This window comes from Streptococcus mitis (assembly GCF_965111735.1).
In the GTDB taxonomy this organism is placed as follows: Bacteria; Bacillota; Bacilli; order Lactobacillales; family Streptococcaceae; genus Streptococcus; species Streptococcus mitis_DR.
Genome location: NZ_OZ217346.1, coordinates 624,945 through 640,736 on the forward strand (window position 1 = coordinate 624,945; position 15,792 = coordinate 640,736).

7 protein-coding genes and 1 pseudogene are annotated in these 15,792 nt (G+C 41.6%); 6 read left to right on the forward strand and 2 right to left on the reverse strand.

What is annotated here, in order from left to right; all coding sequences use genetic code 11:
• Window positions 1-257: 257 nt before the first annotated feature.
• Window positions 258-8,288: pseudogene (locus ACLV7W_RS03105) on the forward strand (G5 domain-containing protein); the annotation flags it as partial.
• 236 nt (window positions 8,289-8,524) lie between these two features.
• Here the strand turns inward: ACLV7W_RS03105 and ACLV7W_RS03110 are convergent.
• A complete protein-coding gene (locus ACLV7W_RS03110; RefSeq protein ID WP_411865419.1) occupies window positions 8,525-9,073 on the reverse strand; it encodes an NADPH-dependent FMN reductase in 549 nt (182 codons plus the stop codon).
• A gap of 418 nt (window positions 9,074-9,491) precedes the next feature.
• Here ACLV7W_RS03110 and ACLV7W_RS03115 point away from each other — a divergent pair, with 418 nt between their 5' ends.
• The 5 genes from ACLV7W_RS03115 to asnS all read left to right on the forward strand — a co-directional run bounded on the left by ACLV7W_RS03115 (window position 9,492) and on the right by asnS (window position 14,267).
• On the forward strand, window positions 9,492-10,688 hold the full coding sequence (locus tag ACLV7W_RS03115; protein WP_411865420.1) for an MFS transporter: 1,197 nt from the start codon (window positions 9,492-9,494) through the stop codon (window positions 10,686-10,688).
• A 186-nt stretch (window positions 10,689-10,874) separates the two neighbouring features.
• A complete protein-coding gene (locus ACLV7W_RS03120) occupies window positions 10,875-11,363 on the forward strand; it encodes a DUF5590 domain-containing protein (protein ID WP_049543393.1) in 489 nt (162 codons plus the stop codon).
• Complete coding sequence (locus ACLV7W_RS03125; protein WP_411865421.1) at window positions 11,360-12,547, forward strand: pyridoxal phosphate-dependent aminotransferase; 1,188 nt, start codon at window positions 11,360-11,362, stop codon at window positions 12,545-12,547. The genes ACLV7W_RS03120 and ACLV7W_RS03125 overlap by 4 nt, the downstream gene beginning before the upstream one ends.
• Complete coding sequence (locus tag ACLV7W_RS03130; RefSeq protein WP_050136886.1) at window positions 12,540-12,905, forward strand: VOC family protein; 366 nt, start codon at window positions 12,540-12,542, stop codon at window positions 12,903-12,905. Before ACLV7W_RS03125 ends, ACLV7W_RS03130 begins: the two co-directional genes overlap by 8 nt.
• 18 nt (window positions 12,906-12,923) lie before the next feature.
• The gene (gene asnS, locus ACLV7W_RS03135) at window positions 12,924-14,267 is read left to right on the forward strand and encodes an asparagine--tRNA ligase (RefSeq protein ID WP_033677725.1); all 1,344 of its coding nucleotides are present in this window, start codon (window positions 12,924-12,926) and stop codon (window positions 14,265-14,267) included.
• 172 nt (window positions 14,268-14,439) lie between these two features.
• On the opposite strand, the gene ACLV7W_RS03140 is transcribed toward asnS, so the two are convergent.
• Entirely contained in the window at window positions 14,440-15,696 is a 1,257-nt protein-coding gene (locus ACLV7W_RS03140) for an ISL3 family transposase (protein ID WP_411865422.1), read from the reverse strand.
• Window positions 15,697-15,792 lie beyond the last annotated feature (96 nt).

Below are 15,792 nucleotides of genomic sequence, written 5' to 3' on the forward strand. Positions count from 1 at the left end.
ACAAGTCAAAATTGTTAACAGCTCTTTCACGTGCTAAAAAATTAGAAAGTAAGTTATATACAGAAGCAAGTGCTGCTAACTTGCAAGCAAGTATCCAAGCTGGTCAAAGCTTGCTTGGGAAAGCAGATGCATCTGAAGCTGAAATATCAGCAGCAGAGACATCTATCCAATCGGCTATTATTGGTCTAGAACTTCGTTCTAACTCTGATAAAGGAACTGTATCAGAAACTCCTGTAGTGAAGAAAGCTGACACAGCAGAAGCCAAAGAAGAAGCTAAGCCAGTTGCAACAACGACTGACCGTTCAGCTGTTGATAGTAGCGTTTTAGCAACTAATGCACCTGCCAAAGTAGAAACAACTTCAGCTCCAAAATCTACTAATGAAATCTTGAAACCAGGTTTGAGCCTTTCTGATGCTCGCCAAAATCCAGCTATCCGTAAGGAAGACTTGGATAAAGGTCATAGTGGCTTTAGAGCGGCTAGCAATCCAGCCAACCCAATTGTCTCAGGTTCTGGAAATACAGTTGCATTTTCAGACATCAGCCAAGGTGGTCGTAGTTATAGTTTCCGTGGCTACGGGAACTCACGTGGTGGTAATTCAATTCATTACGATGTAACAACAGTACGTCAAGGTAATAAATTGAATTTCACAATCAAATATTCTGGTCCGGGCGAATTTGTTAATAATAACTTTATCTTGGATAAAGGGGATGGATTTGGAAATCCTTCCAATGCGACAATCACAACTCCAAGGTTAAGAGATCAATCAAAACCTATTAGCCAAGGTGCCAACTACGTATCTCACTCAGGATACAGTATGACCTCTGCTACTTCAACAAATACGGAACAAACAATCAGATTTAGTTTGCCAATCAATAATCCAAATGGTGACTTGTCTGTTCGTTTGAAACCTGTTACTTTTAACGTGGACCAAGGTGGTGGCGGTGCCGCTACTAGCAATGACCCATACAGCAACTCCAACTATTATCATAGAGCAAATCCACTATACTTGGATGCAAACCCTTATGGTGGTACTAATAATAAGACTGTTTCAGAAGACATTGATTTCCAAACAGTCTACCTTCCAACTAGTAAATTACCAGAAGGTCAAACTAGATTAGTTCGAGAAGGTGAAAAAGGACAACGTCAAATTACCTATAAAGTTCATCGATTTGGTAACGAAACACTTTTAGGATTGCCAATTAGTAATTCTGTTACTAAAGAAGCTAAGCCACGTATTATGCAAATTGGTGTGGCTAAAGAGCTAATCGATACAGTAAAACCACGTGTTGATCAAAATAAAGTTGGTGATACAAATAACCTCACTTTCTATCTTGATAACGATGGAAATGGTGTTTATACTGAAGGCGTAGACGAACTTGTTCAAAAAATTGCTATTAAAGATGGAGCCAAGGGTGAAAAAGGGGACCAAGGTGAACGCGGTTTAACTGGAGCTAAAGGTGAAAAAGGAGACCAAGGCGAACGCGGTCTAACTGGAGCACAAGGAGCCAAAGGTGAAAAAGGAGATCGAGGTGAACGCGGTCTAACCGGAGCACAAGGTGCTAAAGGTGAAAAAGGGGACCAAGGTGAACGCGGTCTAACCGGAGCACAAGGTGCCAAAGGTGAAAAAGGGGACCGAGGCGAACGCGGTCTAACTGGAGCTCAAGGAGCTAAAGGTGAAAAAGGAGACCGAGGCGAACGCGGTCTAACTGGAGCTAAAGGTGAAAAAGGAGACCGAGGCGAACGCGGTCTAACTGGAGCTAAAGGTGAAAAAGGAGACCGAGGCGAACGCGGTCTAACTGGAGCTAAAGGTGAAAAAGGAGACCAAGGTGAACGCGGTCTCACTGGAGCACAAGGTCAGGCAGGTCGTGACGGTGTAACTCCAACCGTAACCGTTAAAGATAATAAAAATGACGGCACTCATACTATCACTATTAACGACGGTAGAGGTAATGTTACAAGTACTGTTGTAAGAGATGGTTTCGATGGCGCAAGTCCATTAGTTGCGACTCAACGAAATGACGCAGATAAAACAACAACAGTTATCTTCTATTATGACCAAAATGATAACAACGAATTTGATGCAGAAGATACAAAACTAAAAGAAGTTGTCATTGCAGATGGTGCTAAAGGCGAAAAAGGTGACCAAGGCGAACGTGGTCTAACCGGAGCGCAAGGTGAAAAAGGAGAACGTGGAGACCGTGGTGAAACAGGAGCAGCGGGACGTGACGGAAAAACTCCAAAAATCACAACTGCTCGTGGAGCAGATGGTCGCAGTACTGACATTACATTTACAGTTCCAGGAGAAGAACCTGTAACAGTTAACATTAAAGATGGTAAAGATGGACGTACACCAACCATTGACTTAAATGCCTTAGCTGAAGCAGCAGCAAGATTAAACAATCAAAGAAGCGGAAGAGTAAGAAGAGCTTTAGCAGACGCCCCATCTACAGCACCAGCAGAAAAACCAAGAGAAGGTACTCTTATTACAGCGTACTTTGATAACAATGGTAATGGTCGGTACGATGAAGGTATAGATGACTTAATTGCTAAACAACCAATTTATAATGGTACAGACGGTGCCAATGGTGCAGCAGGTGCAGCCGGACGTAATGGTGCTGAATTATTAAGTGGACCTAAAGCACCAACAGCAGATGATGGTAAAGATGGCGACACTTATATCGATGCAACTACAGGTGATGTTTATAAGAAAGAAAACGGAACTTGGGATAAGATTGGTAACATTCGTGGACCTCAAGGTCTAAAAGGTGAAGCCGGAGTTGCAGGACCACAAGGGCCACAAGGGCTACAAGGCCCTAAAGGGGACAAAGGTGAACAAGGTCTTCAAGGTCGTGATGGTCAAGACGGAGCACAAGGTTTACCAGGACGCGACGGACGTGATGGCGCAGCAGGTCGTGACGGACGTGATGGACGCGACGGAAAAGACGTCTTGAACGGCAAAGTTAACCCAGAAGCAAATCAAGGTAAAGACGGCGATAAATACGTTAATACAGAAACAGGTGACGTCTTCGTTAAGAATAACGGCAACTGGGATAAAGAAGGCAACATCAAAGGCCCTAAAGGGGACAAAGGTGAACAAGGTCTTCAAGGTCGTGATGGTCAAGACGGAGCACAAGGTTTACCAGGACGCGACGGACGTGATGGCGCAGCAGGTCGTGACGGACGTGATGGACGCGACGGAAAAGACGTCTTGAACGGCAAAGTTAACCCAGAAGCAAATCAAGGTAAAGACGGCGATAAATACGTTAATACAGAAACAGGCGACGTCTTCGTTAAGAATAACGGCAACTGGGATAAAGAAGGCAACATCAAAGGCCCTAAAGGGGACAAAGGTGAACAAGGTCTTCAAGGTCGTGATGGTCAAGACGGAGCACAAGGTTTACCAGGACGCGACGGACGTGATGGCGCAGCAGGTCGTGACGGACGTGATGGACGCGACGGAAAAGACGTCTTGAACGGCAAAGTTAACCCAGAAGCAAATCAAGGTAAAGACGGCGATAAATACGTTAATACAGAAACAGGCGACGTCTTCGTTAAGAATAACGGCAACTGGGATAAAGAAGGCAACATCAAAGGCCCTAAAGGGGACAAAGGTGAACAAGGTCTTCAAGGTCGTGATGGTCAAGACGGAGCACAAGGTTTACCAGGACGCGACGGACGTGATGGCGCAGCAGGTCGTGACGGACGTGATGGACGCGACGGAAAAGACGTCTTGAACGGCAAAGTTAACCCAGAAGCAAATCAAGGTAAAGACGGCGATAAATACGTTAATACAGAAACAGGCGACGTCTTCGTTAAGAATAACGGCAACTGGGATAAAGAAGGCAACATCAAAGGCCCTAAAGGGGACAAAGGTGAACAAGGTCTTCAAGGTCGTGATGGTCAAGACGGAGCACAAGGTTTACCAGGACGCGACGGACGTGATGGCGCAGCAGGTCGTGACGGACGTGATGGACGCGACGGAAAAGACGTCTTGAACGGCAAAGTTAACCCAGAAGCAAATCAAGGTAAAGACGGCGATAAATACGTTAATACAGAAACAGGCGACGTCTTCGTTAAGAATAACGGCAACTGGGATAAAGAAGGCAACATCAAAGGCCCTAAAGGGGACAAAGGTGAACAAGGTCTTCAAGGTCGTGATGGTCAAGACGGAGCACAAGGTTTACCAGGACGCGACGGACGTGATGGCGCAGCAGGTCGTGACGGACGTGATGGACGCGACGGAAAAGACGTCTTGAACGGCAAAGTTAACCCAGAAGCAAATCAAGGTAAAGACGGCGATAAATACGTTAATACAGAAACAGGCGACGTCTTCGTTAAGAATAACGGCAACTGGGATAAAGAAGGCAACATCAAAGGCCCTAAAGGGGACAAAGGTGAACAAGGTCTTCAAGGTCGTGATGGTCAAGACGGAGCACAAGGTTTACCAGGACGCGACGGACGTGATGGCGCAGCAGGTCGTGACGGACGTGATGGACGCGACGGAAAAGACGTCTTGAACGGCAAAGTTAACCCAGAAGCAAATCAAGGTAAAGACGGCGATAAATACGTTAATACAGAAACAGGCGACGTCTTCGTTAAGAATAACGGCAACTGGGATAAAGAAGGCAACATCAAAGGCCCTAAAGGGGACAAAGGTGAACAAGGTCTTCAAGGTCGTGATGGTCAAGACGGAGCACAAGGTTTACCAGGACGCGACGGACGTGATGGTGCAGCAGGTCGTGACGGACGTGATGGACGCGACGGAAAAGACGTCTTGAACGGCAAAGTTAACCCAGAAGCAAATCAAGGTAAAGACGGCGATAAATACGTTAATACAGAAACAGGCGACGTCTTCGTTAAGAATAACGGCAACTGGGATAAAGAAGGCAACATCAAAGGCCCTAAAGGGGACAAAGGTGAACGTGGAGAAGATGGTAAGACTCCAGAAGTAACTGTAACTCCAGGTAAAGACGGCCATAGTACTGACATTACATTCACTGTTCCAGGAAAAGATCCAGTTACAGTAAATGTTAAGGACGGAGAAAATGGTCTAAACGGTAAAACTCCAAAAGTTGATTTGCTCCGTGTCGAAGGACAAAATGGAAATCCATCTCATACAATTGTGACATTCTATACTGATGAAAACAATGATGGTAAGTACACTCCAGGAACTGATGAACTTCTAGGTTCTGAAATGATTAAAGATGGTGCTAAAGGTGCGGACGGACGTGATGGTAAATCATTGCTTACTGTCAAAGATGGTAAAGAAACTAAAGTTTACCAAGAAGATCCAGCACATCCAGGTCAACCATTGAACCTAGAAAAACCTCTTGCAGTTATTAAAGATGGAGTGGACGGTGTCTCTCCAACAGTAACAGCTGTTCGTAAGGATGAAGAAGGTCATAAAGGTGTAGAAATCACTGTTGATAACCATGATGGTTCACAACCAACTACAGTCTTTGTTCAAGATGGTGCTAAGGGAGAAACTGGTGCAACCGGTCAGGATGGACAAACTCCTACAATCACTACTCAACGTGGACAAGATGGTCAAAGCACTCTTGTAACTATCACAACACCAGGTAAAGATCCAGTAACCTTCACTGTCAAAGATGGTAAGAATGGTAAAGATGGTCGTACACCAACTATTGACTTAAATGCATTGGTGGAAGCAGTTAGAAGAGGTGTTGGATCAACTTCTAATTCACAACCTTCTGGAACATCAAGAAGTGCAAGAAATAGAAGAGCATTACCAGATGAAGATAGAAGAGCAACTGAGTCATCAGAAACAGTACAACCATCAACTACAGGTTCAACAGTTTCACAACCAGCAACTGCAGGTTCAACAGTTTCACAACCATCAGCTACAGGCTCAACAGCATCACAACCAACATCAACTCAACCTAAACCATCAGGTGAATATGCGGGAACCGAAATAAAAGCATATTATGATAATAATAACAATGGTGTATTTGATGAAGGTGATGAGTTGATATCAAGCACTGTTATTCCTCCTGCTCCAAAAGGAGAGAATGGTAATGATGGTAAAGATGCTATAAGAGGAGCTGAATTATTAAGCGGAGCTACTGCCCCAACTGCTAAGGATGGTAAAGACGGTGATACTTATATCGACGCCAATACAGGTGATGTTTACAAGAAAGAAAATGGTTCTTGGAACAAAATCGGAAATATTCGTGGACCTCAAGGAGTAGCTGGTGAAAAAGGCGATAAAGGTGAAAAAGGCGACAAAGGTGAAAAAGGTGAAAAAGGCGAAAACGGAGCTAATGGAGCAGATGGTAAATCACCAGTTGTAAATGTAACTGACAATGGAGATGGAACACACTCTGTTACTGTTAGAAACCCTGATGGTTCAGAATCTACAACGAAAGTTAAAGATGGTAAAGACGGTAAAACTGCAACTATCACTACAACAGAAAACCCAGATGGAAGTCACACAATTACTGTAACAAATCCAGATGGAACATCTAAAGAAACTGTTGTTAAAAACGGTAAAGATGGTAAGACTCCTAAAGTTGAAGTAACTGATAACGGAGATGGAACTCACACTGTTAAAGTTACAGATGGAGACGGTAATGTTACAAATGCTATCATCAAAGATGGTAAAGACGGTAAAGCTGCAACAGCAACAACTACTGAAAATCCAGATGGAAGCCACACAGTAACAATCACTAACCCAGACGGAACTAAGAATGAGTTTGTCGTTAAGAATGGACGTGACGGTGTTGATGGACGTACTCCAACCGCATCTGTTCGTGATAATGGAGACGGAAGTCATACAATCGTTATTACAAATCCAGAAGGTGTGACAACTGAAACCACAGTTCGTGATGGTAAATCACCAAAAGTGACTATAACTGATGAACAAAATGGAACTCATAAGATCTCAGTTCTAAATGGTGATGGAACAACTACTGAAACAATCATTAAAGATGGTAAATCACCAGTAGCAACAGTTAGAGATAACCATGATGGTACTTACACTATCCGTGTAGAAAACGGTAATGGTACTGTTTCTGAAACCACAGTTCGTGACGGTAAATCACCAACTGCTAAGGTTGTGGATAACGGAGATGGCACTCACACTATCACAGTTGTGAACTCAGACGGAACAACTACAACAACAACAGTTCGTGATGGTAAAGAACCAAAACTTGAAGTGATTGATAACAACAATGGTTCACACACTATTAAAGTAACAGGTGCTGATGGTAAAGAAACTACAACTACAATCTTTGATGGTAAATCACCAAAAGCTAACATCGTTGATAACGGAGACGGAACTCACACATTAACAATCGTAGATTCTGATGGTCGTGAATACAAATCTATTATCAAAGATGGTAAAGACGGTAAAGATGGCGTTTCACCAAGTGTAACTGTTAAAAATAATAACGACGGAACTCACGTTGTAACAATCACTAATCCGGATGGAAGTAAGACAGAAATGGTGATTAAAGACGGTAAAGATGGTAAATCACCAAAAGTTTCTGTTGAAGATAATGGTGATGGTAGTCATACAATCACAATCATCAATTCTGATGGAACTGTGACAAAAACAGTTATTAAAGATGGCAAAGATGGTAGAGATGGACGTGATGGTCGAGACGGCAAAGACGGAAAATGTGGATGCCAAGACAAACCAGTAACACCATCAAATGACAAACCAGTTCCTCCAACACGTAATGTGCCAGAAGGACCAACGTTTGCAATGCCAGAACCACCAGTTCATGAATTGCCAGAATTCAACGGTGGTGTGCCAGGAATGCCAGAAGTTCATGAATTGCCAGAATTTAACGGTGGAGTACCAGGTATGCCTGAAGTTACTGAAGTACCAGAATTAGATATGCCAACAGTACCAGCACAACCAACACCAAGTGTACCGGTTAAACCTGTGCCAGCACAACCAACACCAAATGTACCGACACCAGAAGTGCCAGTACAACCAACACCAAATGTACCGACACCAGAAGTGCCAGTACAACCAACACCAAATGTACCGACACCAGAAGTGCCAGTACAACCAACTCCAGTTGTTCCAACACCAGAAGTACCGGTTAAACCAGTACCAGCGGTTCCAGAACAACCAGTAGTACCAACACCAGCTCAACCAGCAACTCCAGTAAATGCTAACCCAGTAGTTCCAACTACAGTTAAAGAAAACCATGGGGACAAATTACCTGAAACTGGAAGCCAATCTGATTATATCTCTGTTCTTCTAGGTAGCGGTATTCTATTGAGCCTATATGTAGGTCGAAGAAAAGAAGATTAATCAGCCAAAAGCAGTCACTAATTTCTCGAAAGAAGATGATAAGTGATAGATCTCGAATGAAAGAATATTCTTAGAATGATTTTCCTATGATGGAAAAGACTGCTAAAAACCTTGAGTGGCAACGCTCAAGGTTTTTTTGGATGGCTGATGTTTGTCTGAAAATTTTGATTGAGTCTAAAAATGCCACCCTATTAGGTGGCGATAATTGATTTAGACTTCTTAAAATTCTCTATTTTTTACTGAACTGCTGCGAGCAAATCTTGAGCTTGTTTTTCAAGTGAATTTAGGACTGATTCTTCAAGAACCAATTTTCCGTCTACCCAAGCAGAGTCATTGACACGTGCAGCAGTGAAATCGCCAATGATTTGTGTACGGATGAATGGCAAGAGGTCTTTGTAAATAGCGAAGAGTTGATCGTGACCTGCATTGGCTACAGATGATACTGTGACAAACTTGTCTTGAAGGGCAGAAGCGCCACGTGTATCAGACAAGTCAAGAGCGCGAGATAGCCAGTCAAGCAAGTTTTTCACAGTTCCAGGGATAGAGAAGTTGTAGACTGGAGAGAAGATCCAGATAGCATCCGCAGCGAGAACTGCTTCACGAGCAGTAGCTACAGCTGGATGTGTTGGAACTTCCAAATCTTGGCTAAAGAGAGGAAGGGCTGAATAATCGAGGTAGCTAACTTCTGCTTTACCAGCAAGTGCTTTCTCAGCTTCGAGAGCCATTTGGTGGTTGAAAGAACCTTGACGTAGTGATCCGACGATAAATAATACTTTTTTAGACATAATGTGTCTCCTTTTGCTTAAAATTTCGAGAACCCTCTTGTTGTTATAAAATATATTACAACAAAACAAAAGGACTTGCAAGAGATTTGCTCAGAGTTTATTTGAAAATTATAAAATTGCTGAAACTCTAGTCAGTTGCCACTGGAAAAGTAAGAACTGTTTTTTGGATTTTAGTTTTCTTTGATTTTATAGGAGTATTCCAATATTCTCTTGTAATATAATGACATAAGTGCTAAAATAAACAAGAAAACTAGCAATAGAAACCACAGAACAGCTATTTTCCGGTATCATTTCATAAATCATTAAAGGAACAATAATGGCATTGAAGAATGCTTCTAAAAGGGGTGGAGATCATGTAAGGCAAAGATTAACAAGTGACGGACAAAAGAAATAATAATACACTTGTTAAGGAGAAAAGATGTTAATAAGAAATTATCGGAAAAATATTGGCCTGATGGCCGGAGTTGAGTTTTTTGCATTTCTAGGGATTACCAGTTTTTGGATTCTCTTTCTCAGTCAAAACGGTATGTCTCTTTGGCAGATTGGACTTCTGGAAAGTATTTTTCATACGACCAGTCTTCTCTGTGAAATTCCATCTGGTATGTTAGCTGACCGCTATTCCTATAAGACCAACCTTTATTTAAGTCGTATAGCAGGAATTGTGTCTTCTATTCTCATGTTGGCTGGGCAAGGAAATTTTTGGATTTATGCACTAGCTATGGCGATAAATGCCTTGTCTTATAATTTTGATTCAGGAACAAGCGCAGCAATGGTCTATGACTCGGCTGTAGAGGCTGGACTCAAGAAGCGTTACTTATCTATTTCAAGTTTTATGTCAGGAGTAGCAGAAGGAACTCGGTCTTTGGGGACAGTGTTGGCGGGATTTTTTGTCCATGGTCAATTGCACCTGACCTACTATATCATGATTGCCACTTCTATCATAGTTCTTTTCCTGATTTGGATGCTGAAAGAACCTAGTGTCAAGCTAGAAAAAGCTGATAGTGTGACGATGAAACAGATTATTTGGACTGTTAGGGATGAGTTGGAGCGAAATCCCATGCTTTTCAACTGGATGATTTTATCTCAGATTGTCGGAACACTTATGTGCATGTTTTATTTTTACTATCAAAATCAGTTACCGGATTTAAGTAGCTGGCAAATTTCAGCAGTTATGCTACTTGGTAGTCTCCTGAATATCCTTGCAGTCTATCTAGCGAGTAAGATTGGAAAGAAATATGCTGCCTTGAAGATTTTCCCTCTTCTCGTCCTGCTGACTGGAGTCACCTATATGCTGTCCTACTTTAGAACACCTCTAATCTATATTTTGATTTATTTGATTAGTAATGCTCTATATGCTCTTTTTCAGCCGATTTTTGACAATGATTTGCAAGAGCGCCTTCCAAGTGAAGTAAGGGCAACCATGCTGAGTGTCTACTCTATGATGTTTAGCCTAAGTATGATTGTATTCTTCCCACTGACAGGGTGGTTGATTGACCATTTAGGCTTTGTAGTAGCATTTCTTTATCTAGGATTCTTTTTAGTCATGATTAGCCTTCTACTGCCTGTATTTTTAGGAAAAATGGCTAAAAGAATAGATAATAAAATAATACCATAGATTAAAAGAACTTCTAAAAACTTGAGTGCCAAGCTCAGGTTTTTTAATAGGTTGATTTTGGAGCTGTCTTTAATTTTCTTGCTCGGTTTTAGCTAAGAAAAATCTGTTTTGTTTGAAGGAAGAAATAATATAGGTTTGTTCTTGCATTCACTTGTAATAAAGCCCAATAGATGGTAAAATAGACGAGTGAAAAAAAGACAAAACAAAGCAAAAAATAATCTACTGTGGCAGTATGGTCTAGGGATGACGATTTTGTTTGTGGTTATCAGTGCTTCCTTTCTGTATCTGGTTTCTCTCGGCATGAAACCCTATCAAACAGCTAAAAGTGAAGGAGAAAAATTAGCTCAGCAGTATGCAGGATTAGAGCAGGCTGATCAGGTTGACTTATACAATGGCTTGGAATCCTATTATAGCGTTCTTGGTCATAATAAAAAACAAGAAGCACTTGCTGTCCTGATTGGAAAAGATGACCATAAGATTTACGTTTATCAGCTAAATCAAGGTGTTTCACAAGAAAAAGCAGAAGCTGTTTCGAAGGAAAAAGGAGCTGGCGAGATTGACAAGATTACCTTTGGCCGTTATCAAGATAAGCCAATCTGGGAAGTCAAGTCAGGCTCTGATTTTTATCTAGTAGATTTTGAAACAGGAGCATTGGTCAATAAGGAGGGCCTATGAAACTATCCAACCGTGTTTTAGAAATGGAAGAAAGTGTCACTTTAGCTAGTGATGCGAGAGCAAAAAAATTAAAAGCTCAAGGTAAGGATGTCCTTTTCTTGACCTTGGGACAACCAGATTTTCACACTCCTGAAAATATTCAGGATGCAGCAGTTAAAGCTATTCGAGAAGGACAGGCTTCCTTCTATACAGTAGCTTCAGGTCTACCAGAATTAAAAGCTGCAGTGAATACCTACTTCGAGCGTTACTATGGCTATTCTGTCGCAAGTAATGAGGTTACCTTTGCCACAGGTGCCAAGTTCTCCCTCTATACTTTCTTTATGGCTGTAATCAATCCTTTAGATGAGGTTATTATTCCAACTCCATACTGGGTTAGTTATGGAGATCAGGTCAAGATGGCAGAAGGGATTCCAGTCTTTGTTCAAGCTAAAGAAGACAATGATTTTAAAGTCACGGTGGATCAACTAGAACTAGTTAGGACAGATAAGACAAAGGTTTTGGTTCTCAATTCACCATCTAATCCGACTGGTATGATCTATACTCGTGAAGAATTACTAGCTATCGGAAATTGGGCAGTTGAGCATGACATTCTGATTTTAGCAGATGATATTTATGGTCGTTTGGTCTATAACGGGAATGAGTTCGTACCAATCTCTAGTCTATCAGAAGTCATTCGCAAGCAAACCATTGTCATTAACGGTGTATCTAAGGCCTATGCCATGACGGGTTGGCGAGTTGGTTATGCGGTAGGTGATTCTGAAATCATTGCTGCTATGAGCAAATTGACAGGTCAAACAACTTCTAACCTAACTGCTGTTTCACAATATGCAACCATCGAAGCCCTAACTGGACCGCAAGATTCTGTTGATATCATGCGTCAAGCTTTTGAGGAGCGTCTCAATACCATTTATCCGCTATTATGTGAGGTCCCTGGTTTTGAAGTCGTTAAGCCACAAGGAGCCTTCTATCTCTTTCCAAATGTTAAAAAAGCTATGGAGATGAAAGATTATACGGATGTGACTGACTTTACAACAGCTATTCTTGAGGAAGTTGGTTTGGCACTCATAACAGGAGCTGGCTTTGGAGCGCCAGAAAATGTCCGCCTCAGCTATGCGACAGACCTAGACACGCTTAAAGAAGCAGTTAAACGTTTGAAAGCATTTATGGAGAGTGAGAATGATTGATCATTTTGAAATTAAGGTAAAGGATTTACAAATTTCAGAAGGATTTTATAGGAGTTTTCTCGCTCCTTTGGGCTATAAATTGGCTTTTAAGACTACTTCTCTAATCAGTTTTCTTGCCCCAAACAGCCCTCATCCTGGTGGTGATTTTTGGCTGGCTCAGGGGACACAAGATCCTATTCACTTTGCTTTCTTAGCAGAAAATAAGGAAGAGGTTCAAGCTTGTTATGAGGCTGGCTTAGAGGCAGGTGGGCGAGACAATGGGGCTCCTGGTTATCGCAGTGAGCAACCGATTTACTACGCTGCTTTTATGATTGACCCAGACGGGAACAATATAGAGGTGGTTTGCCATAAAGAATAAAAAAGAAAAGGAAAAATAATGACAAAACGTGTAACGATTATTGATGTAAAAGACTATGTTGGTCAAGAAGTGACGATTGGCGCTTGGGTTGCCAACAAATCAGGAAAAGGGAAAATTGCCTTCTTGCAATTGCGTGATGGAACAGCCTTCTTCCAAGGTGTAGCCTTTAAACCAAACTTTGTAGAAAAATTTGGTGAAGAAGTGGGACTTGAGAAGTTTGATGTCATCAAACGCTTGAGCCAAGAAACGTCTGTCTATGTGACAGGTATTGTCAAAGAAGACGAACGTTCTAAGTTTGGCTATGAGTTGGACATTACAGACATCGAAGTGATTGGTGAATCTCAAGACTACCCAATCACACCAAAAGAACACGGAACAGACTTCTTGATGGACAACCGTCACTTGTGGCTCCGTTCTCGTAAGCAAGTAGCAGTGATGCAAATCCGTAACGCTATCATCTACGCAACTTATGAGTTCTTCGACAAGAACGGCTTCATGAAATTTGATAGCCCAATCCTTTCAGGAAACGCGGCAGAAGATTCAACTGAACTCTTTGAAACTGACTACTTCGGAACTCCAGCCTACTTGAGCCAATCAGGTCAGCTTTACCTAGAAGCAGGCGCTATGGCCCTTGGTCGTGTCTTTGACTTTGGTCCAGTATTCCGTGCTGAAAAATCAAAAACACGCCGTCACTTGACTGAGTTTTGGATGATGGACGCAGAGTACTCATACTTGACACATGATGAGTCACTTGACTTGCAAGAAGCTTATGTGAAAGCTCTTCTTCAAGGTGTTCTTGACCGTGCGCCTCAAGCCTTGGAAACTTTGGAACGTGATACAGAACTCTTGAAACGCTACATTTCAGAGCCATTCAAACGTATCACTTACGATCAAGCCATTGACCTCTTGCAAGAGCATGAGAATGATGAAGATGCTGACTACGAACATCTTGAGCATGGTGATGACTTTGGTTCACCACATGAAACTTGGATTTCAAACCACTTTGGTGTGCCAACATTTGTCATGAACTATCCAGCAGCCATCAAGGCCTTCTACATGAAACCAGTTCCTGGAAATCCAGAGCGCGTGCTTTGTGCAGACTTGCTTGCTCCAGAAGGCTATGGAGAAATTATCGGTGGTTCTATGCGTGAGGAAGACTACGATGCCCTTGTCGCAAAAATGGATGAACTTGGCATGGATCGTACTGAGTATGAATTCTACCTTGACCTTCGTAAATACGGTACAGTTCCACACGGAGGATTTGGTATCGGTATCGAACGTATGGTAACCTTTGCAGCAGGAACAAAACACATCCGTGAAGCCATTCCATTCCCACGTATGTTGCACCGTATTAAACCGTAAAAATAAAATAAAAAAAAGAGGATAGACAAAACTCCTTGAAATTATAAAAATGCATAGTATCAGGTATTTGAAAACTTTGATATTATGTGTTTTTTTAGAAGAGTCTGGGATAAAAGTCTAACCTTAGATATAAAAAGCGGCTCTTTGTCAACTGTAGTGGGTTGAAGAAAAGCTAAGCTCGAGAAAGGACAAAATTTGCCCTTTCTTTTTTGATGTTCAGAGCAATAAAAATCCGTTTTTTGAAGTTTTCAAAGTTTCGAAATCCAAAGGCATTGCGCTTGATAAGTTTGATGAGATTATTGGTCGCTTCTAATTTGGCGTTTGAATAGGGTAGTTGAAGGGCATTGACAATTTTCTCTTTGTCCTTTAGAAAGGTTTTAAAGACAGTCTGAAAAAGAGTATGAACCAGCTTAAGGTTGTCCTCAATGAGTCCGAAGAATTTCTCCGGCTCCTTATTCTGAAAGTGAAACAGCAAGAGTTGATAGAGATGATAGTGGTGTTTCAAGTCTTCTGAATAGTTCAAAAGCTTGTCTAGAATCTCTTTATTGGTCAAGTGCATGCGAAAAGTAGGACGATAAAAACGTTTATCGCTAAGTTTACGACTATCCTGTTGGATGAGTTTCCAGTAGCGTTTGATAGCCTTGTATTCATGAGATTTTCGTTCAAACTGATTCATGATTTGGACACGCACACGACTCATAGCACGGCTTAGATGTTGTACAATATGGAAACGATCTAGAACGATTTTAGCACACGGAAAAAGTTTTCTAGCTAAGTCATAGTAGGGACTAAACATATCCATAGTAATGATTTTCACCTGACAACGAACGGCTCTATCGTATCGAAGAAAGTGATTTCGGATGACAGCTTGTGTTCGTTCCTCAAGAACAGTGATGATATTAAGATTATCAAAATCTTGCGCAATGAAACTCATCTTTCCCTTTGTAAAGGTATACTCGTCCCAGGACATAATCTGTGGAAGGCGAGAAAAATCATGCTTAAAGTGAAAGTCATTGAGCTTGCGAATAACAGTTGAAGTTGAAATGGACAGCTGATGAGCAATATCGGTCAAAGAAGTCTTTTCAATCAGCTTTTGAGCAATTTTTTGATTAATGATACGAGGGATTTGATGATTCTTCTTGACGAGGGAGGTCTCGGAGACCGCTATTTTCGAGCACTTATAGCAGTTAAAACGGCGTTTTTTAAGGAGAATTCTAGTAGGCATACCAGTTGTTTCGAGGTAAGGGATCTTAGACGGTTTTTGAAAGTCATATTTCTTCATTTGACTTCCACACTCAGGGCAAGATGGGGCGTCGTAGTCCAGTTTAGCGATGATTTCCTTGTGTGTATCTCTATTAATGACATCTATAATTTGGATATTAGGGTCTTTGATATCGAGTAGTTTTGTGATAAAATGTAATTGTTCCATATGAATCTTTCTAATGATAGTTTGGTCGCTTTTCATTATAGATGATATGGGACTTTTTTTCTACAACAAAATAGGCTCCATAATATCCATAGGGGA